The 23,862-nt window shown below is 38.4% G+C and carries 28 protein-coding genes; 20 read left to right on the forward strand and 8 right to left on the reverse strand.

Annotated elements, in window-relative coordinates; genetic code table 11:
• The first annotated feature begins 174 nt into the window (after positions 1-174).
• Together AC5WOC_RS16675 and AC5WOC_RS16680 are read left to right on the forward strand one after the other, a co-directional pair.
• Positions 175-783: a TetR/AcrR family transcriptional regulator gene (locus AC5WOC_RS16675; RefSeq protein ID WP_496056551.1), complete on the forward strand. Its 609-nt coding sequence runs from the start codon at positions 175-177 to the stop codon at positions 781-783.
• Between the two features lie 60 nt (positions 784-843).
• Positions 844-2,070: an MFS transporter gene (locus AC5WOC_RS16680; RefSeq protein WP_496056552.1), complete on the forward strand. Its 1,227-nt coding sequence runs from the start codon at positions 844-846 to the stop codon at positions 2,068-2,070.
• A gap of 162 nt (positions 2,071-2,232) precedes the next feature.
• Here AC5WOC_RS16680 and AC5WOC_RS16685 read toward each other — a convergent pair whose 3' ends face one another.
• On the reverse strand, positions 2,233-2,808 hold the full coding sequence (locus tag AC5WOC_RS16685) for a TetR/AcrR family transcriptional regulator (RefSeq protein WP_496056553.1): 576 nt from the start codon (positions 2,806-2,808) through the stop codon (positions 2,233-2,235).
• A gap of 20 nt (positions 2,809-2,828) precedes the next feature.
• Positions 2,829-3,740 (reverse strand): SDR family oxidoreductase, encoded by a 912-nt coding sequence (locus AC5WOC_RS16690; protein ID WP_496056554.1) that lies wholly within the window; start codon positions 3,738-3,740, stop codon positions 2,829-2,831.
• Positions 3,741-3,894: 154 nt separating this feature from the next.
• On the opposite strand from AC5WOC_RS16690, the gene AC5WOC_RS16695 reads away from it, so the two are divergent.
• On the forward strand, positions 3,895-4,155 hold the full coding sequence (locus AC5WOC_RS16695; RefSeq protein ID WP_496056555.1) for a hypothetical protein: 261 nt from the start codon (positions 3,895-3,897) through the stop codon (positions 4,153-4,155).
• A 273-nt stretch (positions 4,156-4,428) separates the two neighbouring features.
• Positions 4,429-4,968: an NAD(P)H-dependent oxidoreductase gene (locus AC5WOC_RS16700; RefSeq protein WP_496056556.1), complete on the forward strand. Its 540-nt coding sequence runs from the start codon at positions 4,429-4,431 to the stop codon at positions 4,966-4,968.
• Here AC5WOC_RS16700 and AC5WOC_RS16705 read toward each other — a convergent pair.
• Together AC5WOC_RS16705 and AC5WOC_RS16710 are read right to left on the reverse strand one after the other, a co-directional pair.
• Positions 4,965-5,294, reverse strand: a complete 330-nt coding sequence (locus AC5WOC_RS16705) for a winged helix-turn-helix transcriptional regulator (protein WP_496056557.1) — start codon at positions 5,292-5,294, stop codon at positions 4,965-4,967. The genes AC5WOC_RS16700 and AC5WOC_RS16705 overlap by 4 nt on opposite strands.
• Positions 5,295-5,468: 174 nt before the next feature.
• A complete protein-coding gene (locus AC5WOC_RS16710; protein WP_496056558.1) occupies positions 5,469-5,855 on the reverse strand; it encodes a VOC family protein in 387 nt (128 codons plus the stop codon).
• Between the two features lie 149 nt (positions 5,856-6,004).
• Between AC5WOC_RS16710 and AC5WOC_RS16715 the strand changes: the two genes are divergently transcribed.
• Positions 6,005-6,277, forward strand: coding sequence for a hypothetical protein (locus AC5WOC_RS16715; RefSeq protein WP_496056559.1), 273 nt, complete (start codon positions 6,005-6,007; stop codon positions 6,275-6,277).
• A 266-nt stretch (positions 6,278-6,543) separates the two neighbouring features.
• On the opposite strand, the gene AC5WOC_RS16720 is transcribed toward AC5WOC_RS16715, so the two are convergent.
• Positions 6,544-7,866: a hypothetical protein gene (locus AC5WOC_RS16720; RefSeq protein WP_496056560.1), complete on the reverse strand. Its 1,323-nt coding sequence runs from the start codon at positions 7,864-7,866 to the stop codon at positions 6,544-6,546.
• A 229-nt stretch (positions 7,867-8,095) separates the two neighbouring features.
• On the opposite strand from AC5WOC_RS16720, the gene AC5WOC_RS16725 reads away from it, so the two are divergent.
• Positions 8,096-8,317, forward strand: a complete 222-nt coding sequence (locus tag AC5WOC_RS16725) for a hypothetical protein (protein WP_496056561.1) — start codon at positions 8,096-8,098, stop codon at positions 8,315-8,317.
• 14 nt (positions 8,318-8,331) lie between these two features.
• Here AC5WOC_RS16725 and AC5WOC_RS16730 read toward each other — a convergent pair whose 3' ends face one another.
• Both AC5WOC_RS16730 and AC5WOC_RS16735 read right to left on the reverse strand, forming a co-directional pair.
• Positions 8,332-8,898 carry a hypothetical protein gene (locus tag AC5WOC_RS16730; RefSeq protein WP_496056562.1) on the reverse strand — a complete coding sequence of 189 codons (567 nt, stop codon included), beginning with the start codon at positions 8,896-8,898 and terminating at the stop codon, positions 8,332-8,334.
• 56 nt (positions 8,899-8,954) lie between these two features.
• Positions 8,955-9,389, reverse strand: coding sequence for a NucA/NucB deoxyribonuclease domain-containing protein (locus tag AC5WOC_RS16735; protein ID WP_496056779.1), 435 nt, complete (start codon positions 9,387-9,389; stop codon positions 8,955-8,957).
• A gap of 100 nt (positions 9,390-9,489) precedes the next feature.
• Between AC5WOC_RS16735 and speE the strand changes: the two genes are divergently transcribed.
• The gene (gene speE, locus AC5WOC_RS16740) at positions 9,490-10,344 is read left to right on the forward strand and encodes a polyamine aminopropyltransferase (protein WP_496056780.1); all 855 of its coding nucleotides are present in this window, start codon (positions 9,490-9,492) and stop codon (positions 10,342-10,344) included.
• A 79-nt stretch (positions 10,345-10,423) separates the two neighbouring features.
• Here the strand turns inward: speE and mgsA are convergent, their stop codons facing one another.
• A complete protein-coding gene (mgsA, locus tag AC5WOC_RS16745) occupies positions 10,424-10,804 on the reverse strand; it encodes a methylglyoxal synthase (protein WP_496056563.1) in 381 nt (126 codons plus the stop codon).
• A gap of 270 nt (positions 10,805-11,074) precedes the next feature.
• Here mgsA and AC5WOC_RS16750 point away from each other — a divergent pair, with 270 nt between their 5' ends.
• The 13 genes from AC5WOC_RS16750 to AC5WOC_RS16810 all read left to right on the forward strand — a co-directional run bounded on the left by AC5WOC_RS16750 (position 11,075) and on the right by AC5WOC_RS16810 (position 23,844).
• Complete coding sequence (locus AC5WOC_RS16750; RefSeq protein ID WP_496056564.1) at positions 11,075-11,260, forward strand: hypothetical protein; 186 nt, start codon at positions 11,075-11,077, stop codon at positions 11,258-11,260.
• Between the two features lie 403 nt (positions 11,261-11,663).
• Entirely contained in the window at positions 11,664-12,386 is a 723-nt protein-coding gene (locus AC5WOC_RS16755; RefSeq protein WP_496056565.1) for a GntR family transcriptional regulator, read from the forward strand.
• 24 nt (positions 12,387-12,410) lie between these two features.
• Positions 12,411-13,610 carry an SIS domain-containing protein gene (locus AC5WOC_RS16760; RefSeq protein WP_496056566.1) on the forward strand — a complete coding sequence of 400 codons (1,200 nt, stop codon included), beginning with the start codon at positions 12,411-12,413 and terminating at the stop codon, positions 13,608-13,610.
• A gap of 20 nt (positions 13,611-13,630) precedes the next feature.
• Positions 13,631-14,326: a glucosamine-6-phosphate deaminase gene (locus AC5WOC_RS16765; protein ID WP_496056567.1), complete on the forward strand. Its 696-nt coding sequence runs from the start codon at positions 13,631-13,633 to the stop codon at positions 14,324-14,326.
• A gap of 70 nt (positions 14,327-14,396) precedes the next feature.
• Entirely contained in the window at positions 14,397-14,870 is a 474-nt protein-coding gene (gene agaB, locus AC5WOC_RS16770; RefSeq protein ID WP_496056568.1) for a PTS galactosamine transporter subunit IIB, read from the forward strand.
• A 13-nt stretch (positions 14,871-14,883) separates the two neighbouring features.
• A complete protein-coding gene (agaC, locus tag AC5WOC_RS16775) occupies positions 14,884-15,687 on the forward strand; it encodes a PTS galactosamine transporter subunit IIC (RefSeq protein WP_496056569.1) in 804 nt (267 codons plus the stop codon).
• Positions 15,677-16,504, forward strand: a complete 828-nt coding sequence (gene agaD / locus AC5WOC_RS16780) for a PTS galactosamine transporter subunit IID (RefSeq protein WP_496056570.1) — start codon at positions 15,677-15,679, stop codon at positions 16,502-16,504. Before agaC ends, agaD begins: the two co-directional genes overlap by 11 nt.
• Before the next feature lie 63 nt (positions 16,505-16,567).
• Positions 16,568-16,999, forward strand: a complete 432-nt coding sequence (agaF, locus tag AC5WOC_RS16785; RefSeq protein WP_496056571.1) for a PTS galactosamine/N-acetylgalactosamine transporter subunit IIA — start codon at positions 16,568-16,570, stop codon at positions 16,997-16,999.
• A 28-nt stretch (positions 17,000-17,027) separates the two neighbouring features.
• Positions 17,028-17,900, forward strand: a complete 873-nt coding sequence (locus tag AC5WOC_RS16790; RefSeq protein ID WP_496056572.1) for a tagatose bisphosphate family class II aldolase — start codon at positions 17,028-17,030, stop codon at positions 17,898-17,900.
• The gene (gene pfkB / locus AC5WOC_RS16795; RefSeq protein WP_496056781.1) at positions 17,887-18,843 is read left to right on the forward strand and encodes a 1-phosphofructokinase; all 957 of its coding nucleotides are present in this window, start codon (positions 17,887-17,889) and stop codon (positions 18,841-18,843) included. Before AC5WOC_RS16790 ends, pfkB begins: the two co-directional genes overlap by 14 nt.
• Positions 18,844-18,947: 104 nt before the next feature.
• On the forward strand, positions 18,948-19,526 hold the full coding sequence (locus AC5WOC_RS16800) for a GNAT family N-acetyltransferase (RefSeq protein ID WP_496056573.1): 579 nt from the start codon (positions 18,948-18,950) through the stop codon (positions 19,524-19,526).
• 603 nt (positions 19,527-20,129) lie between these two features.
• The gene (locus tag AC5WOC_RS16805; RefSeq protein WP_496056574.1) at positions 20,130-22,169 is read left to right on the forward strand and encodes an alpha-helical endospore appendage domain-containing protein; all 2,040 of its coding nucleotides are present in this window, start codon (positions 20,130-20,132) and stop codon (positions 22,167-22,169) included.
• A gap of 22 nt (positions 22,170-22,191) precedes the next feature.
• A complete protein-coding gene (locus AC5WOC_RS16810; protein ID WP_496056575.1) occupies positions 22,192-23,844 on the forward strand; it encodes an alpha-helical endospore appendage domain-containing protein in 1,653 nt (550 codons plus the stop codon).
• Positions 23,845-23,862 lie beyond the last annotated feature (18 nt).

Raw genomic sequence — 23,862 nt, forward strand, 5'->3', positions numbered from 1 at the left:
AATTCAATTATGAACATTCTAATGGGAAAACAAATTAAATATATAGATAATACAAATGGAATTAATTTTAAAATAAATGAGATATCCAGAAGAAAAAGAACAAAAAACACGTTGACATATGGATAACTCGAGAATATAATGACTATATGTTCATTCATTAATGAGGTGAATCAATTGAGCAGACAAAAAGAACGTTTTGAAGCAATGCGAAATGAAACAACCGAAAAAATATTATATGCAGCTGCCAGATTATTTGCTAGAAATACATTTTTTAAGACAACCATTCAAGATATAGCAGATGAAGTAGGAATAAGTAAAGGTTTAACTTATCGCTATTTTTCTTCAAAAGAAGAAATAATGAATCAACTGATTGAAATAACAATCCCTAGTTTTGATAAGATGGCTGAGTTATTTCAAAAAGAAGGCGATGAAAAAGAAATATTATTTCATGCATCTAAAATGTTGTTGGAAAATTTAATGGATGATCCCTCTTCTGCAGATGGTTTACTTCTTTTGAGTCAAATTGAAAGTTTTTCTGAACATGAATTAAATCCAACTATAAAAGCTGATTATGAACGTTCCTTGTTGAATTTGGCTAATAGTTTGTCTAACCTAATTTCATCTGGGCAAAAGAAAGGTCATTTTATAGAAGGAGATCCAAAGGAACTAGCATTTTTCTATTATAGTTCGTATCATGGTATTGCATTTTGCAGTCGTATTTTTAAGAAAAATTACGTTTATCCTACTGTAGAGGTATTTTTAAACTATTTAATCAAAAAGTAGGTTTAATTTTTTTAATTTTAAAATGACTAAATGATTAGTCATTAATTTGGAGGTATTTTTATGATAACAAAGGAAAATTGGAAAACATCTGCTTATCTTTTTATTATCGGTCAATTCTTTTCATTATTCGGCTCATCCATTGTAACTTATGCGATAACTTGGTATATATCAATGAAAACAGGTTCTGGTCTTTGGTTGATGTTAGGGATGGTAGCTGCTAATTTACCGCTAGCTATTTTTTCACCTGTAGCAGGAACATTAACCGATCGATACAACCGAAAAAAATTAATCATGTTAACGGATGGGTCCATTGCTCTAGTAACATTGCTTGCAGCTATTCTTTTTAAAATTGGATTCGAAAGTATTATTCTATTGCTTGTGATTACTTTTGTCCGTTCCATTGGTCAAGCAATTCAACAATCAGCAGGGAATGCTTTGATTCAACAAATGGTTCCTGAAAAAGAGCTGATGAGACTCAACGGGGCTTCGCAAGGATCACAAGCATTAATTATTTTGTTGGGTCCGGCAATTGGTGGGTTTGTATTTGCTGAGTTTGGATTGCAAGCAACTTTTTATATCGATATCGTTACTGCAATCGTTGAAATTAGTTTACTCGCTTTTATTACTGTACCAATTCTAATCACAAATAAAAAAGAAACGAATTCATTTTTTCGGGATTTTAAGGAGAGTATTACCTATATTAAATCATCGACACTATTGAAAAAAATGTTTACGACTGCCATTGTTGTTAATGCACTTTTGACACCAGTTGCTTATCTTGCTCCTCTCTTTATACAACGCACTTTTGGAAAAAGTATTTCATATTTATCCATTGGAGAATTGGCATGGGGGATTGGTTCGCTGGTTGGAAGCATTGTTTTAATAAAAATAAACACCATCAATAAGAAGTTGCGAATACTAGCAGTCGCAATGGCTGTATTTGCAATACTGACCGCAACTATTGGATTTTTAACTTCCTTCCCCGTATATGTTGTCATGATTGTGTTAGCTGGTTTATTTGTACCTGTGATAACAACGATCTTAACAGTGGTCATTCAGGAAAATGTTTCTCCGGAATATATGGGTAGAGTTTTCTCTTTGGTGATTGGAGTCGCTTCTTGTATGTCTCCAATAGCTATGATGATTGTCGGACCACTCAGTGATCAAATGAGTATCAAGTGGATTTATATTGTATCGAGCTTTTTATTGGTGATATATGCTTTGATATTGAATAGACCAAGTGAAAAATTTGATAAAGGGATGGAAAATGGGATCAGAATGGAATAAGTGATTAAAGAAAACTTCTCACTAGTAACGATAGTGCGAGGTTTTTCTTTTTTAAACAGCTTTTCATTTTTCTTTTGGGTTAAAATCGCTTTATGGATGAATTAGGCCCTTTCTTGATTTTAAACGATTTTGCTTTTCGAAAGGGCGGATGGCGGGTGCATTTTACTTTTTTAATATTTTCATCAGCAAATCGAGGTTTATTTCTGCATTTGGTTGAAGCATGAGACCAGTAAGGACAGAGAAATAACTTTGTAATAACTGATTGGGATCCTCTAAACAAAACTCCCCTGATTCTTGTCCGCTTTTAATTACTGGAATAAGTTGTTCTAACCATTTACTAGAAGGATTTTGACGAATTATTTCCTTTGCTTCATCTGGAACACCATCTGCAAATTGTATTTGTTGAATTAATAAAAAAGCTGGTCTATTACTTTCCTCTAATAATTGTTCGGAAATAGAATGCATTATTTCCGTTGGCGTACCAGTAAGATTGGCAATAGACGCAAATGATTGATTTGCATCTTCTACTGCTTCCCGTACTAATTCCACATATAACTCATCCTTGGATGAGAAATAACTGTAAGAGAGACCCAAACTGATTTTTGCTTCTTTTGCAATGAGTCTCATTGTGGTACCAATCAACCCTCTCCTAGCAAGTACATGTAAAGCTGCATGTTTAATCTGCTCTCTACGTTCATCTCTTATTTGACTAAGTTGATGTTCGTTTAAAGGTGACATTTTCATTTCCTCCGTTTATTTTATACAACATTAAGAACAGGTTGTTTGATATGTTGTTCGCTTATTTTCCATAATTTTTGGGCTAGTTCTTTACTTTGGGCTATTTGTGCTGGCTGTACAATCTTTTTATCACAATAGTAGTATCCACTGTGATTTTTAACTTCATCGGAATCAGCGAGCCATACCATTGTTTCAGCACCCTTTTCTGGAGGACGTGCAAACCATTTAAACACAGTCATAGTGGCTCTGGCAAGCCATCCGTTTTCTTGGTTAAAATTGGTGGCAACTAATCCAGGATCATAGCAATAGGTATGAATATTGGTATCTGCAACTCTTCTGGCTAATTCTGAAGTAAATAAAATATTTGCTAATTTGGATTGTCCATAACGTAAATTTGCCCCCATAAACAAACCATTTATTCCCCTATATAATTTATCAGCACGTACATCGGATAAATCAATTCCTTTACTAGCCATTTTATGACCATGAGAAGCCGTGCAAATGATCCGTGTATGTTTCTGTTCTTTTAACCTGGGTAGCAGTAAATTCGTGAGTAGAAAGGGTCCAAGATGATTGACAGCCCATGTTTTTTCTATTCCATCTTCCGTAATTTTCTGTTTTACAAACATTGCACCTGCGTTATGGATTAAGACATCAATGGAAGTGCATTGTTCCATAATTTGTACTGCTACTGCTCGGATGGATGACAGCCTAGCCATATCTGCTAGAAAGATATCTGGTATGGTGTGTCCATTTGTTATATTTTTTATTTCTTCTACAGCGATTTTTGCTTTCTGTTCATTTCGTGCAATAATTCCAAGTTTTGCGCCCCGCTTCGCAAGTTCTTTTGCAGCAGCTAAACCAATACCACTGGTTGCACCAGTAATTAATACATATTTATCTTTTATAGTCCATTTTTCATTTGCGAACATATCATTCTCTCCCTTATTATTTTTGAACGAACAGTTCGTTCAAAAATAATATTACAATATGTATAAATTTGATGTCAATATAATTTTATTTTTATTTTCAGTGAGCTTTTTAGTTTACTATTTCCATCGATTTCTCATTTGGTATACAATAAAAGTGCCAACAATAGGAGGAAAAATGGGCAATCGCAGTTCGAAAACGGTTAAAGCCTGTGTAGATGGCAAAGACTATAAAGCGAAGTGGGTCAATGGACAGCTCCGTTCTGTCTCCATCCGGCGCGGCTTGATCTGGCATCAGCTGTCTCCATTCGAGGCAAGTAATATTGCCAGTAGAATGGAGCGCAATGGTCCTGGTGTCGATAAACGTCGCGTCATTGCTAAAAATCGAAGTGACGGCGACATTGACCAAAGAGGCTGAGGTTCCCGCTTGATTTCCTGTTTTGTCTTTCATTAACTTTTTTACGTTGGTGAAAGAGGGATGCCTTGTTGTTAGATATCCCATAATATGTAAATATGGAAAATTAGATAGATATTTTCACCAGCTGCCCTCTGATGTAGCTGGTTTTTATTATTTTCGAGTCAGTACCATAAACCATACTTACTCCTAATAAACTAAGTACTTATGTTTTTATTTTCAACCTGTCATAATCATTGTAGGAAATAAAAAATATATGAAGGCAGATGAACAAAGTTGAAAACAATGATTATGATCGCACATCCTGACTTAGAGGTTTCTCGTGCGAATAAAATATTAAAAGAGGAGATATTAAAAAATTCGGATATATTGGTACGTGACTTATACAAAGAATATCCCGAATGGCGTATAGATGTGGCAAAGGAACAGCAATTGCTGCTAGCTCATGATCGCATCATTTTGCAGTTTCCGTTTTATTGGTACAGCTGTCCTCCACTCTTAAAAAAATGGTTTGACGATGTCATGCAGTATGGCTGGGCATATGGTCCAGGAGGGGAAAACTTAAAGAACAAAGAGTTTATGCTTGCAACTACAACAGGAGGATCTCATAAAGCATATCAAGCAGGTGGAGAAAATTACTTTACAGTAAGTGAGTTACTCAAACCAATGCAAGCGACGATTAGGAAATGTTATGGTACGTTTCTTCCTTCTTTTGTTTCCTACGGCGCAAGTAAACTGGACGATGAAGATCTACTCAAAGAAGCGAAAAGATATAGTGAATATATCGTTATGGCTGCAAAACAATTAGTCCATTAATCCTGCTTGTTATCTAACTGGTTCCTCCCCCAATCACACATCCCTTTTAAAATAGGTTGTAATGAATTTCCTAAGGAAGTCAGTGTATATTCTACCTTTGGAGGGACAGTTGGGTATACTTTTCTTTGAATCAATCCGTTGTTTTCCAGTTCACGCAGTTGGGTAGTTAAAACGCCTTGTGTGATCTCGGTCATGATTTTTCGAAATTCCCCAAAACGCTTTGTTCCTTCTTCTAAAAGGATAAATAATATAAGCGGTTTCCATTTTCCGCCGATTAATTGAAGAGTGTATTCTACGGGATATTGATAGTTTTTATTGGAAGGCATATCTATAGACTCCTTTTTGATGCAGTAGTTATTTCATTTTTGTGGATGATGTTTGTTATACGAAAAAATTTCCCCACAATATTTTATCATAAGCTAATAGTATTCACTTTAGGTTTCACACCATCATAATGTTAAGCAGCTCTCGATAATAATTAAAACTCCCAAAAAGGGAGTTTATTTATGTTTTTTCACTTGTGTAAATACTTGAAAGCATATTCCGAATTTGTCTTTTACAATGCCGTATGCAGGGCTGAACGGCATTTCACACATTGGCAACAGGATGACTCCTTCTTCTATTAAAGCTGCATATATTTTTTCTGCTCTATTTCGATCATCTGCAGTAACACAGATGTTCACTTGTGTTCCAGTCTGATATGGTATTTGTTCGATTTTATCAGAGAGCATGATTTGACTGTCACCAATATTCAATACAGAGTGGTCAACTCTTTCACTATCTTCTTGAATAAAAACAACTTTAGCATCAAAAACTTCCTTATAAAATTTGATCGCCTCTTTTGCGTTTCCATTCATCATAATAAATGGGATCATTTCTAAATTCATTTTTTCCATCTCCTCTGTTGTTTTATAGATTTAGTATATCTTCTAATAGTGACAACTATTGTCTTAGTTAAATCATGAAATTTTTTCACTGTATTTGTATGCTTTATCTAATCTTCGTTCATAATAATCGGCAACTGGAGGGATATGATATGGATTTTACACTGGAAGAATTGAATGTTTTATCAGAAAAACTAGAGAAAGAAAAAGCGGAAATTTATCAGCAACAAGCAGATGAATCAAATGAAAATGATGTCCATCATTTAGAGATACTCGCTTACTTGCAAGAACGTCTTTCTGATCATAACCAAGAACTTTATCCTGAAGAAAAACAATATATAGCCAGTTTGATCACAGATGAAATGCAACATATTCATGGGAATGCAGTGGGGGTTTATGAATCTATTTTAAATAAAGTGCAATAAGGGATATAAAAAAAGGCAACACCAAATTCAGGTGTTGTTTTTTTTATAGGAAGGGCAATGTGGTCATGAAATAAATCAATATAAATATGAAAAGGAAGTCAATAGGAAGATGAATGGGGATGATAATGCCTTTAACTAATGAATAACAAAGCCATCATAGTAATAAAGACATGATATTTTTTATTGTAAATAAAATTGCCCCCCTCGATTTTAAATTCAAGGGGGGTAGCTGGACAAATATCCAGCTTAATTTACTCCTGATGGATCTACTGAATCTTTACTCGAACTTCGAACACCTTGCTGAGGTGTTCTGCAGCAGCCTTCAGACGCTTCTTGTCAGGCTTGTAAGTTCCAGAGTTGCCGTTGAGGCAAAGGACACGTTCCCCGTTCTCCATCTCTACCCACGTCTCACCTGCAAATGGCACATCTTCCTCGTATCCACCTGCAGTGATGAGATGCTTGGACATGATCCAGTTGATGATTTTGCGGTCTCGGCGGTCCTTGTTCTCCAGTCGAGAGATTCGAATACCTGACCTCTTTAGGACCAGATTGTAGACGAATCGATCAGAACCGTCGCCGACTTGAAGCATCTCGATTACGGCGCGACGAGGGACATCGTAGTACTCGAACTTCGGAGAGAGATGACGATTGATCAGCCATGATACCGGCCGAGAGAAGAGAATGTACCTCTTCAGCTTGGTTACACGGTCCAGCTTTCCGGGGAATGGATGGAGACTTTCCTGAAGTGCTGGATCAGTTACCACCTCTGTAGTCTCCGCAATGAAAACAGGACGCTCGCCGAGCAGGAAACCCATCTTCACGCCCAGCCACGAGGGAATACTGACTCCAACCCTTACGAGTTCGGTGTCATCTGTCCAACGTTCGATAGACATTCCTTCGGCCGGCTCCAGCTTGAACGCCGGTGCTGCATGTGTGGAATGGTTTCGCATGAACTTCTTCTTCACCGAACGGCAAAGGGAAGTAAACTCCTTTTGCCAGACACCAAAGAAGTGAGCGCTGGCTGCTCTTCCGGTCAGAAGGATACGGATGGAAACTTCCTGTCCCTTATATTCAAGACCGTTTTTCCAAAGAAGAGCGGCAAGATGGGAGGGACGATAGACAGCCTTGAGTGACTTTCCACCACATGTGAATCCTGCAGCAGAGAAAAGGCGGGCGTTCGCATTGGCACAACTGGGTGTACGTCGTCCTTGCTGCTTTGTCATCTCCTGGCGAAGAGCGTCAATTGCTTCGTCGGGCAGACCCTGCAGGTCAAAGTAAACACCTACCTGCATACGCTCCACGTTCTTCGCGATGTAGGAACGCTGTCGAAAGAACATGAAAGCACTGAACTTGTCCCATGTTCCATCCTTTTCCATACTCGGGAGCATGGTGAAGACATTTGGAACACCGATGCCGATAAACACCGAGTTTGAATTACGGAACACGGAGTTCACGGAACAGAAGGGGAGATTTGTTCGCTCGTCGATCTTGGATTCGACAGGAACATGTACCACTAGACGGCTCCTCTGGTGTCCCAAGACAGTGGGAGCAAGACGGCTGCCCTTAGGGAGTTCGCTGATCTCCAGCATGATGATCCTCTCAGAAGTGTTGAACAAGAAGAGAAGAATTTACTCTACTTGTTGATTTATCTATAAATTATCATTCTGTGTTTTTGAAATCAATTGAATCCAGGCTATTTTCCCAACATGTTAGTGATACAAAATGTATCCATAAAAATTACCAATTCAAAAAGTTACTATTTTCGATAAAATAGCGTATAAGGAATCGAGCTTTGTGTGCTATAAGGAGAGGGTTTGAATGCAGCAAGAGAAGAAGAAAAGACATAAAGGTTGGTTGATTTTAGGCTATATTTTAGTTGTATTTACAGTCCTACTGGTACTAGGAGCAATTAATAATTTGGCTACCTCAACTAGTAGCGGGGATGCAGCAGAAAACATGGGAAGAATTGTTGGAACAATATTATTTCCAGTAATAGTTGGATTTTTCGCCAGATATTGTATAAAGAAATCAAGAAAGTAAAAAAACAGCCACTATTATCCTTTATGTGGCTGCTTTTTTCTTTTTTTTCGTCTTCCGTATAAAATGAATAGCTCCATGATCACGAGACAACCGATGGATATCCATAGTTGGCTTGAGATAGATGCTACTTCACTTGCTAATACAGGAGGAAGCCAGCCAGATGGGTACTCCTTCACATTATATTTTTCGCCTGTTTTTAATGTATCTGTGCATCCAGTAACGTCAGTTAACGTGAATACTTTTGATGTATCTTTCGTATCTACAAGTGTACAGCTGAAACTTTTACTTGACGGATTAGTGGTATATTTACTAACTAAAATGGCAGTATGATTTATCCCATTTTGCTGCATGGCAGCATCATTTAATACAGGACCAATAAATAGCAGGAACGCAAATGCGCTTATAGCGACAAATGTACCTAGAGCCGCACCGCTAAAAGGCCAAATGATCAGGACAATTAGAATAAGTAAAAAAGATGCTAACAGCGTAAAAGAGGGATTTTGTGCTAGCCAAGCGCATCCAATAAGGAGTAATGGTGCAAAAATAGCAATACATACAGTGATCCATTTCTGAGATTTCATATTTGAAGACTCTTTTCATTAGGGGTATTATGATTTCATTCTATATGAAGTTATATTTATTTTACCTTTATTTTAATGACTGTACCATCAGGATAATCTTTAACTTTATTAGAAAACCAAGATCCTGCTCCTCTATTTTCTTTTGGTTTGATGTATCGTATATCTGCACCTTCTCCTCCTTCTTCACACATTGCCATTGGGTATTCATCGCGGTCATAGCCTTTTTTCGGTGGAATATTTTTTAGCGATTTTTCTCTATTTTTTTCTGCTCCCTTGCGATCGATGGTACAAGTATTTGGTTCTCCTTTTTTTGTTGCGTCTTTTATATGATCAGCAATATGTGGATATTTTTTTGATGGAAAAGTAATGGTTACGGCATTTGATTGTTGAATTGGTTTATTAATAGGAACGTCTCTTTGATTGGAACATGAGGAAAATATACCAATCACAAATATACATCCGAGAAAAAACGGAAAAATATTCTTTTTCAATTCAAACACTCCCTCTGTTGTTGACGGTAAAAAGCTTCATAAGAACGATCTTGAATGAGGAGAAGATTGTATTAAAATAATAATTATTAGCAAAGGAGGGATAAGTTTGCAGAAATTTTTTCAGCAAATCAATGGTGAAACATGGTTAGTGGAAGATGATCGAAATAACTTAAAAGTCAGTTATCGCATTAAAGAAGTATTAGTAGCAGAACAGTCAGAATTCCAACATGTAATGATTGTTGATACATATGATTTTGGACCAATGTTAGTCTTAGATGGCGTTGTGCAAACGACATCACTGGATGGTTCTATTTATAATGAAATGATTACGCATGTACCACTTTCCATCCATCCAAATCCAAAAAATGTACTAATCATTGGCGGAGGAGATTGTGGAGCAGCTCGTGAGGCTGCCAAATATAATCAAATTGAACGTATTGATATGATAGAAATTGATGAATTGGTTGTCCGATTCAGTAAAGCATATCTACCTGCTGTGTCTGGAAATTTATCTGATCCAAAAGTGAATTTTTTATACAAAGATGGAATGATTCACGTGAAAGAATGCAAGGATACATACGATGTTATCATTGTTGATTCGTCAGATCCAATCGGACCGGCACAAGGGTTGTTCCAACGAAGCTTTTATCAAGATATTCATCAAGCGTTAAAAGCGGATGGGTTAATGGTGTGTCAGAGTCAATCTCCTTTGTTTAATGCGGAAATAATGAAACAAACTTACCATCATATTGGAGATTTGTTTGCTCACCGGAAACTCTATACAACTACTGTTCCTACCTATCCTGGAGGTTTGTGGAGTTTTACGCTTGGTTCAAAGAAATATCATGAGATCAATACCAGCGCTTTTCATTTGGATACACTGTTTGTAAATCAAAAAATCTTAGAAAATTGTTTTTCTCTCCCTAACTTTTTAGGAAGAATGCTAGTGGAATAGTTTTCTATTATAAAATTCATGTTTTTGGAATAATTATCTGTACTGAAAAATAAGCAACCCTTATTCTATCAAGGGTTGCTTATTTTATAATCCAGCCTGTCTCAAGTGCTTGTACAAGTAAAGTACCAGTGGACTGGTTAGTAGCTAATGGTATCCCATAAACATCACATAAGCGTAGGAGCGCACTTATATCTGGTTCGTGTGGCTGTGCGGTAAGCGGATCACGGAAAAAGAAAATGAGATCAAGATCGCCGTTGGCGATCAGCGAACCAATCTGTTGATCTCCTCCAAGAGGACCTGATTTTAACAGATGGATATTTAGTTTCGTAGCTTCCATTATCCGTTTTCCAGTAGTTCCAGTAGCAAAAAGGGAATGAGGCCGGAAAATAGGTTCATATTTCAACATGAAATCAACCATTTCTGCCTTCTTTTTATCATGTGCAACCAATGCAATTTTCAAAAGGCATCCCTCAATTATTATGATCTGTAGAAAAGGAGTTAGTATAACTAATTTCCATTTCATTATATACGATTTGTAGATGAAAGAAACGTTATTAACTCCACATCAATCAGATGCATAATTATGAATCGATTTCCATAATTATCAATAATATCTCGTAATTAATTATGTAAAAATAATACCAAATGGCTAATTTTCCGATATTTATATTGACGAATCTACTTATTTTTAATAGTCTTATATAGGTTTGAAATATAGATAGAGAAAGGATTGAAAACATTGGATTCTTATTATTATTTGGAAACGCAGATCAAAGAAACAAGAAGTGATATTTTTAGAGAAGTGAACAACATTCCTAGAACTGAATTGGAGTCAACCGTTCCAGCTGGGACAAAAAGTGTTGCTGGATCCAGATGGACAAACTGGTTGCGTGTTATTCCTTTTCTGAAATTTTAACTTCTCCGCCTCTTGCTTTAAGCTGCATTTTGTTCCGCGTTTTCACACCTAAACTATTTCTCTTATATTCCTTAAGCAAAAAGACAGTTTATAAAGGTACAAATAAGGTTGGTGTGCCGAGTGATAAGCTGTCTTTTTTATTTGTGTTTGAAAGCGATTTCTACAATCTATTTTTATCTACTATTTGTATTTTGTCAAATGTTTTTTTGTATTTTTAATTCTCTTTTTGATCTCTATTGTAATGAATCCCGTTATATCGGGCATACTTACCACCGAAATGATTTATTTTATTAATTTTTATATTTTTATTTGACATTATAAATAAAAAGGATTTATAGTAGAAATACATTTTAACTGGTAATGACATCATGATGTTCTAACCAGTTTGGGAGAATTATAAAAAATGCAGATAGACAAAAACAGTCGTATCCCACTCTATGTACAGATGATGGACATTGTTAAACATAAAATTTCATCAGGAGAGTGGAAAGAAGATGATCAGCTTCCTTCCGAACGAGAGTGGTGTGAGGTATATGGTGTTAGTCGCACGACAGTGAGGCAAGCAATGATTGAGCTTGAGAATGAAGGTCGGATATATACGCAACATGGAAAAGGCAGCTTTGTAGCAAAAAAAAGCTTCACCCAAAAACTCAATAAGTTTTATAGTTTTTCGGAAGAAATGAACAAACTAGGAAAGAAACAAACGAATAAAGTTACTTCTTTTCAAGTTATTCCTGCTAATAGCATGATTGCACGGAAGTTACAAATAATAGAAGGAGACAAAGTGTACGAAATTAAGCGTCTGCGTTTGGTAGATAATGAACCGATTTTGATGGAGACAACATACTTGCCACAGGAACTTTGTCCAAGTTTAAAACAGGCAGATTTAGAAAGCAGGGCATTGTACAGCATTTTGCGGACGGATTATCAAATATTGGTTCAAAAAGCAGAAGAGAGTTTTCGTGCTGTAAGTCTTCCAACAGAAGAAGCTCATTTTCTGCAAGTGGAGGCTGGAAATCCTGGAATGCAGATCGAACGAATTGCCTATCGATTTTCTCAGGTTATCGAATTTACGAAAGCGTTTGCACACGGAGAGAAGTATTCGTTTACAACAGAGTTAGAGTAGTCGCAGAGATATGAGGTGAACAATATGTTTTTACATGTAACAGAAGAAGTAGCAAAGAAACACGGAGTATCACTAACCAAAAAGGAAATTTTACAGCAGTCTCAGGTATGGCTGGAAGCATATGATTATATCTCTAAAAATAGAGAAACCATCCAGAGGTTTTTTGAAGCTATTTTAGATCGACATCAACAAGTAAAAGTCATATTTGCAGGTGCAGGTACTTCAGCATTTATCGGTGAGTGTATCACCGCTTATCTAAACCGGCAAAATAAGATAGAAAAATTAACTTTTGAGCATGCAGCAACTACCAATATTGTTTCTAATCCCACTTACTATTTAGATACAGATACACCTACTATCATGGTTTCGTTTGCCAGATCTGGCAGCAGTCCGGAAAGCGTGGCTTCTGTTGAGTTAGGGGAAAAGCTGATTCGAGATTTTTACAAACTGCACATTACTTGTAATCCGGAAGGACATTTGGCGAAAAAATATAAAAATGACACTCGATCATTGTTACTGCTAATGCCTGATGGTAGTAATGATAAAGGTTTTGCCATGACAAGCAGTTATTCATCGATGATGTTAAGCAGTCTGTTAGTCTTTCAACTGGCTGAATTAACAACTTTACATTCATCTGTACAGACAATTGCAGAGTATTGTCAATGGATTCAAGACTCATATGAAGATGAGATTAATCAAGTCGTATCTGAACCGATATCCAATATTGTTTACTTAGGTTCAGGACCATTGCTTGGTTTGGCGCATGAGGCATCGTTAAAGATGTTGGAACTCACTGATGGAAATGTATTTACATCTTTTGATTCACCGCTCGGCTTTCGGCATGGTCCTAAAGCTATTCTTCAAGAGAACAGTCTAGTCGTGATGTTTATGAGCAATGATCCATATACGAGAAAATACGATATGGATTTGTTGAAGGAAATATCACGTGAAAGAAAAAGTACTGGTTTTAAAATTATGGTTTTAACAGAAGAGCGAATAGAGGAGCTCGCTTCTTATAGTGATTATTATCTTTCGGTTCAATCACAAACGAAGAAAGAAGCCCTAGAAGATGTGTATCTGGCATTTCCTTATATTTTTGTCGCACAAATACTAGCAGTCAGTAAATCACTTCAATTGGGATACACTCCTGATAATCCATCAACTAGTGGGTCAGTTAATCGTGTAGTACAGGGAGTTACTATCTATCCAATGGAAAAGGTATAAAAGGAGGTGACCAAAAGCAAATGAATATCTCTTACGCAAAAAGCAATGACCAAATGAGCAGGGATGCAGCTTTATTTCTCATTCGCGTCATGAGTCAAAAAGATCATGTAAATATTGGCTTAGCTACTGGGAATACGCCGACTAAGATGTATGAAGTGCTGTTAGCTTATCTGCAACAAGGTTTCTCTATGGATCATGTTCATTTTTTTAATATTGATGAATACAGCAATGTTACTGGACAAGAGCCAGGTACTTGTCGTTATTATTTGGAGAAAAATTTCTTTTCCAAAACAGCAATTGCAGCAGATAACATTACTTGGCTTTCTGATCAAAATGTTGAAAGTTTTGATGTGATGCTGGAGGATGCAGGCGGGCTCGATGCCATTATTTTAGGGATTGGGGAAAATGGACATATTGCTTATAACGAACCGTATACATCTTTCTCCAGTAAAACCCATGTTATCGAATTGACAGATGCATCAAAAAAGCAGCACAGTGAGGAATTTGGCGGATATGATCGTGTTCCCGACCATGCTGTTACAATGGGGATCAAAACAATCATGCATGCAAGGCAAGTAATGCTCATGGCAAGTGGAGAACGTAAGAAGTACATTTTGCAGGATGCCTTATTTGGAGAAGTGCTGGAAGCTCTGCCAGCTTCGATCTTACAACTTCATCCCAATCTACATGTTTTTACAGATCAACAGGTGAAGTGAGTAGATTGTTTTCATAGATATGTTAGCGCTTTCTTATTTGAGCTGTTTATTTTTTAGGAGGATTGTTTTCATGGGAAAACCTAATATTTTAATGACGAGAATTGATAATCGCTTGGTTCATGGACAAGTAGGGGTTACATGGACTACATCCTTAGGAGCGAATTTGTTAGTAGTCGTTGATGATGACGCGGCAAATGATCCATTGCAACAGCAATTGATGTCAGTTACTGCGGAGTCATCTGGTGCAGGTATTCGATTTTTCACAATTCAAAAGACCATTGACATTATTCATAAAGCGGCAGAACGCCAAAAAATGTTTTTGATCTGTCGCACCCCTGAAGTAGTTCGTAAATTGGTTGATGGCGGTGTGCCGATTGATAAATTAAATGTGGGAAATATGCATTTCTCCTCCGGAAAAAGACAGCTTACCAAAAAAGTATTTGTCGATGATAAGGATCTCGATGATCTGCACTATATTCAATCCAAAGGAGTACAAGTATTTATTCAAGATGTACCAGGAGACACCAAACATTCGATTGATTAAGAGGTGAGGAGTTTTGGATATTACACTTACACAGGGGATACTATTAGCAATCCTCGCTATCATTGTAGGATTTGATTTTTGGTTAGAAGCGCTATATATATTTCGACCGATTATTGTTTGTACATTGACAGGTTTTATTTTGGGTGATGTGACCTTGGGCGTGATTGCTGGAGGATTAACTGAATTGGCATTTGCCGGATTGACTCCTGCTGGAGGTACACAACCACCGAACCCCATTCTAGCAGGTATTATGACGGTTGTGATTGCTCATACAACAGGAAAGACTCCTGCGACAGCAATTGGTCTGGCGCTGCCATTTAGTTTCTTGATGCAATATATCATTTTATTTTATTACTCTATCTTTTCTGTGTTTATGGAGAAAGCAGACAAATATGCAGAAGAAGCAGATACGAAATCTTTTGCTCGTATAACGATTATTCCGATGGTGATCGTGGCGATTACCTATGGTATTGTCGTATTTTTATCAGCATATATAGCACAAGGACCAATGAAAAGCTTGGTTGAGGCAATGCCGACTTGGTTGAGCCATGGTTTTGAAATTGCTGGAGGAATTTTGCCGGCTGTAGGTTTTGCCTTGCTCTTAAAAGTAATGTTGAAAGGCAGATTCTTTGCTTATTTATTGCTTGGATTTTTAGTTGCTTCCTTTATCCATTATGGAAACTTACTCCCTGTAGCTGTACTTGGGATTGCAGTAGCGTTGTATCAGTTCTACAACGATAAAGAACGTCAAAAGTTAGTAGCAGCGATGGCTGCATCGAATCAAACGGCGAGGGAGGACTATGAAGATGGAATCTAACAACGTAGAGAACGTAGAACAAGAGCCAAAACGTGTGCTTTCGAAAAAAGATATTACCAAATTAGGTTTTCGCTCAGTGCTCCTTCAAGCAAGTTTTAACTATCAACGAATGCAAGCTGGTGGATGGTTATATTCTCAACTCCCTTTTCTCAAAAAAATATATAAAGATGATAAAAAAGGTCTTTCCGAGTCTATGAAAGATAACATGGAGTTCATCAATACAAGTCCACCGCTTGTTTCGATGTTGATGGGGCTGCTATTGTCACTGGAAGAAAATAAAGAGAAAAGAAGTACGATCAAAGGATTAAAGCTGGCCTTATTTGGTCCGATGGCTGGTATCGGTGATGCGATTTTTTGGTTTACTTTGCTGCCGGTAATTGCAGGAATATCTGCTTCACTCAGTCAATCTGGAAGTTTATTAGGTCCGATTATCTTTTTCCTCGTGTATTTGGCTGTATTCTTTATGAGGGTTTTTTGGGCTCATGCAGGATATAACTTAGGTGTTCGAGCCATTTCTAAAATCAAAGAGAACTCAGAAGTGGTATCAAAAGCGGCTACGATTCTTGGGGTTACTGTAATCGGCGGATTGATTGCAACTTATGTTCATATTGATGTCGCTCTATCATGGGCAATCAGCAAAGGACATGAATTTTCTGTGCAAAAAGATTTCTTCGATCGTATTTTTCCAAACATCTTGCCTTTGGGCTATACGTTCCTAATGTATTACTTTTTGAAATATAAAAACGCCAATCCAGTAGTGTTAATCCTTGTTACGTTTGTGTTAGCGATTCTTCTGTCTTTCCTTGGCGTTTTATAAGACTGATCCATATTCCATGTTTTTATACATGGAATATTTCATCTTGTATGTATGGAGTTGAGAATGATGATTGGTTTGATTATTTGTGGACATGGAAATTTTGCTACGGGTTTGCGAACTTCTTTGCAGCTCATTGCAGGTGAGCAGCGATTTGTTCAGTTTGTTGATTTTGCAGCAGATGATTCTACTGAAGCACTGGATGAAAATATAAGATCAGCGATTGCCGCATTAGCAGAGACAGATGGGATTCTCGTGTTAAGTGATTTAGTTGGAGGTTCTCCTTTTAAAACGGCAGTCACCATAGCAGCGAATGACATCAATATGCAAGTAGTAGGTGGTACGAATTTGGCGATGGTGCTGGAAGCTTCTTTATCCAGAGAGTTTACTTCTTTAGAAGAATTAGCAAAACAAGCAGTTGATGTGGGTAAAGCAGGGATACAGCTTTTTGAACACAGAGAAAAAGCTCAAACAATGGCAGAAGACGACGGAATTTAATGATGTTTGAAGAAAGGTTGGCATGATGATGAGTACAAACACGGCAGCGAAAATCGTAAATACAAAAGAAATGTTCTCCAAAGCATACGCGGGAAAATACGCAATTCCAGCGTTTAATATTCATAATCTAGAGACGATCCAAGTGGTAGTCGAAACAGCAGCTGAATTGCATTCTCCTGTTATTTTGGCAGGTACTCCAAGTACTATCGATTATGCGGGCGGGGATTATTTGGTAGCCATTGTGGAAACAGCAGCGCGAAAATATAACATTCCGATTGCCCTTCATCTCGATCATTTTGAGAGTTTTGCAGAGATAAAAAAATATCTTGATCTAGGTGTTCGTTCATGTATGATTGATGCGTCACATCATAGCTTTGAAGATAATGTTCGTATTGTGTCAGAGGTTGTTGCCTATGCTCATAAAGTCGGTGCTACCGTCGAAGCAGAGCTTGGACGACTCGGCGGAATCGAAGATGATTTGGTCGTGGATGAAAAAGATGCCAAATATACAAATCCGAAACAAGCCAAAGAATTTGTAGAGCGAACCAATATTGATTCCCTTGCGGTTGCCATTGGTACAGCTCATGGTTTATACCATGGTACTCCAAAACTCGACTTTGAGCGCTTGGAAGAAATTCACGCAGAAGTCGATTTACCTCTTGTATTACATGGTGCATCAGATATTCCCGAAGCAGATGTGAAACGGACCATCCAGCAAGGTATTTGCAAAGTGAATATCGCGACGGATCTAAAAATTCCATTTTCCGATGCTGTTAAAAAATACTTTGCCGAAAATCCAGATGCTAATGATCCACGTAAATACCTTACACCCGGGAAACAAGCGATGAAGCAAATTGTAATCAATAAGATTAAGATGTGTGGCAGTGATGGAAAAGCCTAAAAAAATCATCACAGTAACGTTAAATCCTGCTGTGGATATGACTTATACATTTGGGCATTTTCAACTTGGGCATGCCCATCGTCCATTAGAACGATCAAAAACAGCTGGAGGAAAAGGGATCAATGTTTCTCGTGTCAGTCGTATCCTTGGTGAAGATGTGAAAGCCACTGGTTTTTTGGGCGGTGCAGATGGACAATTTATCCATGATCAAATTCAATCACTGGGAATTGAAACAGATTTTGTCTCCATTGAAGAGGAAACGAGAAGAGCTTATGCGTTTATCGATCAAACAGGTAGGGAACAAACCGAAATCATGGAACAAGGGCCGGTTATTTCCCGGGAAAAACAAGCGCATATCAAACAGAAATTTTTAATGCTTTTAGACGAAGCGTCAGTAGTTGTTGTGAGTGGTTCTGTACCAAAAGGCGTGACACTTGAACTATATCGCTTCTTTTTGCAGGAATCACAGAAAAAAGGTATTCGCCTTCTTTTGGATACAAGTGGTCAGATGTTGGGAGACTGCTTATCTTACAAGCCATATTTAGTAAAGCCAAATCGGCAGGAAGTAGAACAAATCGTAGGTCACTCCTTAAATACGGAACAAGCTATTTGGAAAGCAGCAGAAGGCATTGCAAATAATGGTATTGAGCTTGTTGTTATATCTGATGGGGCAAATGGTTCATTTGTTATTTATAAGGGAAAAAAGTATCGAGTCAAAACTCCTTGTATAAATGTCGTCAATCCAGTTGGATCAGGTGATTCATTTGTTGCCGGAGTGGCAGTAGGATTAATTCGCGGTCTGTCCATAAGAGAAATTCTCGCTCTTGCTTCAGCCTGTGGTGCAGCCAATGCCATGGAATTGAAAACAGGATTTGTACAGGTAGAGAATGTAGAAACTATTCTTCAGAATATTATCATAGAGAAATTGGAGCGGGATTTTTAACAGAGTTTCGCTTTTTTTTTATTTGGACATTAGTTATTTCTGGTAAACTGTGAGTAAGCCTATATTGGCAACCAACACTCTCAACTAGTCATCTTGGAGCTGTAGTGACCAAGCTTGTTTTCCCCATGGCCAATCAGCGTCCGATTCTCTCGACCGTCACAAGGGACGATATGAGGATCATCCTCGTGCCGAGGAAGCTCAGTTGGACGAAGAAGTGGGTGAGGGAAGTATTCCTTCCGTTCTGTCTGGACGTCGACTGGAAGTTCTTCAACAAGGAGCGTTCCCACGTCACCAAGGACACGCCTGAAAAGGCGATGAGCGGTCACCTCCTGCGAGCTCGTACGGAGTTCTTCAAGGAGAAGAAGCGCATCACTTGGGACATTTACGACGAGCATGGTAACCTGATCGGTAGCCGCGCAGTTACGGATATCAATCTGGAGAACGCCTTGGGTGTCCTCGGTTGGGCCGTGGTTCGTAAGCAGTATCGTGGAATGGGTATCATGCCCGCTGCGACTGAGGTTCTGGTGGAATGGCTTCGGGAGTACGGTTTTCGAACGCTGGAGGCGCACATCCACGAGGATAATGTCGCATCTCAGCGGCACATCAGCAAGGCTGGTTTTGTGCGAGCCGAGCGCAAGAAGGAGGGTGAGCCCACCTTCATCTGGCGCCGAGAACTGGTGTAAGCACTTGGCACTTGCTCCAGAGTGTTGCTCCCTATCAGTATGTAGTACCTGGTAGGGAGATGCTGCGCATAATAAATTGAATATTCACAAAATAAATGAATCCCTTGTCTATGAATACCTTAGTTGAAAACGATTTGTATTTATCATCTATTAGTGACTCATTATTTTATTATTTATCATTATGGATTTCGTAGATAAAGAAGAAATAATCAACTCTCGCTGATAGTGGGAGATATTTTTCATATAAAAGAATTCCCTCCAAATTGATTATATCTAATATCCCACAATTATACAATTCTTACTTTTTAATATTTTTTATTTATTTTTTGGGTTGACATACTATTTTGTACATATGTTACAATGTTGAAAGAAATACAGGAATATTTCTCCAATTTCCTGTATAGAGTGCTACTATGTTTTGTTTTGCAGAACAGTTATCGTTGTAGAAATAGTAGAACGGACAATTGAATATATTTTCATTTTTACTCTGCGCCGAAGTTAGTAGTGGTTTTCCCCTGCCCAGATATGGGTTGTTTTGTATGCAAAACAAAAACAGACCCTCTTTTGTCCCATCAATTATTTTTCCTCGAAAGGATGAAGTGGATGGCATTGCTTCGGCGGTTCTCTACTACCACCAAAGGCGCGATGACCTTTACAGGTAATACGCTTGGTTATGGAGAACTCAACACCAGTTACAATGATATTGGTGCATTTCTTACCCTCGATGTCTCGTTACAAGTTTCTGGCTATCCTCTTGGAAGTACGTTGGATTGGAAAAAAAATTCTTCGATGGCGTATTTAAATCTCCCATCTAGCAGTGAAGTGTTATATGCAGAACTGATTTGGGGCGGTTCGACCAAATCAGGAAAAGAAGATGTAACAAGTGAAATAAATACATCTATTTCGTTGATGGACTCCAATGGAGGTCTGCACTCTATCTCTCCTGATTCTACTACTGCACAACAAATTACCCATGAGTCTCAAATATTTTATATCAGATCTTCTGATATCACCGATGTAGTGAAAAATAACGGAGCCGGCTCCTATATTGTAGGAGGTGTACCTGCTACTGTTTTGCATCCGAGCAGAAGCAATGCGGCTGGGTGGACTTTAGCCGTTATCTATCAAGATGCTTCATTCGCTATGCGCAATATGAATCTTTATGTAGGTGCTGCTTCCATTGACCGAACAGGATACGCTGATCAAACTATTACTGGTTTTGCGACACCAGATTCTCTCCCATTTGGTGCAAGAGCCCTATTAACTGCTATCGAAGGGGATAGTTTTATTCCCAAAGATCAATTTCTATTTGGTCTAGATACGAGTAAATTGCAAGTGATATCTGGTCCGAATAATTTAGCTGATAATTTCTTTGCCTCCCAGATCAATGATGATAATGGCAATTTAGATACAAATGGTACAGCAGGTACAAATAATGTTATACCTGGTCAGAAACAATCTGCTAATCGATACGGCTGGGATATTACCAATGTCGATGTTTCCGGCGCTATGGAAACTTCCCAGACTTCGGCAGTTGCACGTTTGGCGACAAAAGGGGACGGTTTTGTTTTAACAGGACTTGGACTGCAGATCGATGTAAATAGCCCGGATATTCAGATGGAAAAGACAGTAGATAAAGATATTGCTGTTGTTGGGGATGTATTAACGTACATCATTCTCGTATCCAACAATGGATTGGCAGAAGCAGAAAATGCAATTTTTACAGATACACTTCCTGTTGGTGTCACGTTTATTCCAGGAAGTTTGCAAATAGACGGGATTGCTCAGCCGGCAGCTGATCCTGCCAAAGGCGTAAATATAGGTTCTGTGTCGATTGAAGGACCAGTGGAAATTGTATTTCAAGCAGAAGTAACATCGGTTCCTCCCAGTGGGAAAATACCGAACAAAGGCAAGCTGGATTATGAGTTTCACAGTGCACCAAGTCTGCCTGTCAGCTATGGCAGTAATGAATCCAACGAAGTAGAGACGATTGTTAAACGTATTCAGGTAGATGCCGTGAAGATGGAAGATAAATCGGTTTACGACAAGGAAAATGAAGTAATCACTTACACAGTTCTGGTATCCAATAATGGTGATGTGAATGTGAACAGCATTTTGGTAAAAGATGCGATTCCTGTTGGTACAGCACTCATTCTTGGTAGTGTTCAAGTAAATGGAACAGCTGTAACTGGTGATTTGACAACAGGTATACCTGTGGGATCACTCTCTCCAGATCAAAGTGTGGAAGTCACGTTTCAAGTATCCGTTCTCGCTCCGCTGCCGCCTCAAGTAGATAATCAAGCAGAAGTGAACTATGACTATCAGTTAAAGCCAGATGGTGAGGTTGTATCCGAAAGTGAAACAACAAACGTTATCACGGCAGTTATTTTAACAGAATGCCAAAAAGCGCAAAATCAAATTTTTGAATCGGTAGCTCAGCAAGAAGTGGCACTTGCCCGATTATTACAAGCTGAAAGCACAAAAGTAAAAACGGCAGTAGAAGCATTTACCGACGGAAGGATTACGGTTAATCAATTGGTTCGAATCAATCAAAGTGCTGAACGAGTCACTCGAAAAATTGCACAATTAGAAAGTATTCTCAAACAAAAATTAGATTTAGCCAAGAAAATTTGTTGCTCGTAAATCAAGGCAAAGGGGGAGAAGCATGCCATTTTATCAACGCTTTACGAAAACGACAAATGGGCAATTGACTTTTACTGGTAATACGTTGGGCTATGCTGATGGCAGCACTGATATTGGAGCATTCATCACTGTTGATACTTCCAAACAGGTCAGTGGCTATCCGGCGGGAAGTACAATGAATTGGTGGGAGAACTCTTCATCTGCTGTTTTACGGATGGTTGATGATGCAGAAGTACTCTATGCGGAGCTGATGTGGGGCGGATCAACGAATTCAGATTCCGAAAACGTGATCGGTTCCATTAATACAGCAATTACTTTTACTACACCAGTAGGTACTTATTCGATAAGTCCTGATCCATTGACAGCTAGAGAAGAACCATCTCAAAATGGCCAAGTGTTTTATGCTCGTTCGGCGAATGTGACAAGTTTGGTGCAGGCGGGGGGTGCTGGAGTATATACAACGGGTGGGGTTCCCGGAACGGTTCGGCCAAAAATTGCAGAAACTGATACAGCAGGATGGACATTGGCGGTAGCTTATAAGCATCCTAGTTTGAAAATTCGGAATATGAATATTTACGCAGGTTCTCAATTAATTACCCAATTTAATCCACCAGTTGATGAGCGCTTATATGGATTTATGACATTAGAAGCAGGGGAAGTCAAAGGTCGAGTAATGCTCACAGCAATGGAAGGAAACTCCAATCTTCCAGGTGATCGCTTTGAATTTGGTCCAAATACCTCTTCCATGCAAGTTATCTCTGGACCAAATAATCCAGCGAATAACTTCTTCGCTTCACAGATTAATGATGATAATGGAAATTTGGATACAAGTGGAACAGCAGGGACATTAAACAAACCGATTGGTTCTGATGGATTTGGTGTTCGATCAGGCTGGGATATTACCAATGTTGATGTATCGCATACGCTGCAAAATAGCCAAGGAGAGGCTATTGTACGCATCGCCACTGCTCAAGACACGTATTTAGTGAGCGGTTATGGGGTCCAATTGGATGCCAATAGCCCAATAGTAAAGATGTATAAGTCAGCAGATAAGACAAAAGCTGTGGTAAACGAGATTGTCACCTACACGTTAGAAGTCAAAAATGAGGGCTTTGTGCCTGCTACCAATATTATTTTTCAAGATTTTCTCGATCCAGAGCTGGAGTATCTGTCAGATAGTTTGCGAGTGCGCGGCGTTCCTTTACCAGGTGAAGATATTGCAGCAGGGGTAAATGTTGGTACGATTGCTGTTGGCGAGACGATCATTATTACGTATCAAGCGAAAATTATCAAAGAACCTCCGAGTAAAGTGGTTCATAACAAAGCATCAATGACCTTTGATTTTCAGAGCAGACCTGATCTGCCGATTTCTACAGCAACTGTAATCAGCAATGTACCGGGAATTGATGTTATTGAACCGCCGCCATGTGATGAGAGCAAAAATGAAATCATTAAAACGGTTGCCGAAGCAGAAAAGGGTATCGCTCGTATTATTCGTGCAGAAGCAGAAAAAGTTGAGGCTGTATCCAATGCTTTTCAAACTGATACAGTTCTCATTCGTGATTTGATTGCAGTAAATGACAGTGTAGAACAAATGCTAGATGCAGTTATCGGATTAGAGAAAAAATTAATAGATAAGTTATCAACTGTCAAAGGTGTCTGTGATTATTGCTAGGAAAGTAGATGTTCAAAT

Source organism: Shimazuella sp. NTD247 (genome assembly GCF_059510415.1).

Excerpts from the sequence above, each read along its gene's own strand:
- AC5WOC_RS16680 (WP_496056552.1), top strand. The coding sequence starts at position 844 with ATGATAACAAAGGAAAATTGGAAAACATCTGCTTATCTTTTTATTATC.
- AC5WOC_RS16685 (WP_496056553.1), bottom strand. The coding sequence starts at position 2,808 with ATGTCACCTTTAAACGAACATCAACTTAGTCAAATAAGAGATGAACGT.
- AC5WOC_RS16690 (WP_496056554.1), bottom strand. The coding sequence starts at position 3,740 with ATGTTCGCAAATGAAAAATGGACTATAAAAGATAAATATGTATTAATT.
- AC5WOC_RS16705 (WP_496056557.1), bottom strand. The coding sequence starts at position 5,294 with ATGCCTTCCAATAAAAACTATCAATATCCCGTAGAATACACTCTTCAA.
- AC5WOC_RS16710 (WP_496056558.1), bottom strand. The coding sequence starts at position 5,855 with ATGAATTTAGAAATGATCCCATTTATTATGATGAATGGAAACGCAAAA.
- AC5WOC_RS16715 (WP_496056559.1), top strand. The coding sequence starts at position 6,005 with ATGGATTTTACACTGGAAGAATTGAATGTTTTATCAGAAAAACTAGAG.
- AC5WOC_RS16720 (WP_496056560.1), bottom strand. The coding sequence starts at position 7,866 with ATGCTGGAGATCAGCGAACTCCCTAAGGGCAGCCGTCTTGCTCCCACT.
- AC5WOC_RS16725 (WP_496056561.1), top strand. The coding sequence starts at position 8,096 with ATGCAGCAAGAGAAGAAGAAAAGACATAAAGGTTGGTTGATTTTAGGC.
- AC5WOC_RS16730 (WP_496056562.1), bottom strand. The coding sequence starts at position 8,898 with ATGAAATCTCAGAAATGGATCACTGTATGTATTGCTATTTTTGCACCA.
- AC5WOC_RS16755 (WP_496056565.1), top strand. The coding sequence starts at position 11,664 with ATGCAGATAGACAAAAACAGTCGTATCCCACTCTATGTACAGATGATG.
- AC5WOC_RS16760 (WP_496056566.1), top strand. The coding sequence starts at position 12,411 with ATGTTTTTACATGTAACAGAAGAAGTAGCAAAGAAACACGGAGTATCA.
- AC5WOC_RS16765 (WP_496056567.1), top strand. The coding sequence starts at position 13,631 with ATGAATATCTCTTACGCAAAAAGCAATGACCAAATGAGCAGGGATGCA.
- agaB (WP_496056568.1), top strand. The coding sequence starts at position 14,397 with ATGGGAAAACCTAATATTTTAATGACGAGAATTGATAATCGCTTGGTT.
- agaD (WP_496056570.1), top strand. The coding sequence starts at position 15,677 with ATGGAATCTAACAACGTAGAGAACGTAGAACAAGAGCCAAAACGTGTG.
- agaF (WP_496056571.1), top strand. The coding sequence starts at position 16,568 with ATGATGATTGGTTTGATTATTTGTGGACATGGAAATTTTGCTACGGGT.
- AC5WOC_RS16790 (WP_496056572.1), top strand. The coding sequence starts at position 17,028 with ATGAGTACAAACACGGCAGCGAAAATCGTAAATACAAAAGAAATGTTC.
- pfkB (WP_496056781.1), top strand. The coding sequence starts at position 17,887 with ATGGAAAAGCCTAAAAAAATCATCACAGTAACGTTAAATCCTGCTGTG.
- AC5WOC_RS16805 (WP_496056574.1), top strand. The coding sequence starts at position 20,130 with ATGGCATTGCTTCGGCGGTTCTCTACTACCACCAAAGGCGCGATGACC.
- AC5WOC_RS16810 (WP_496056575.1), top strand. The coding sequence starts at position 22,192 with ATGCCATTTTATCAACGCTTTACGAAAACGACAAATGGGCAATTGACT.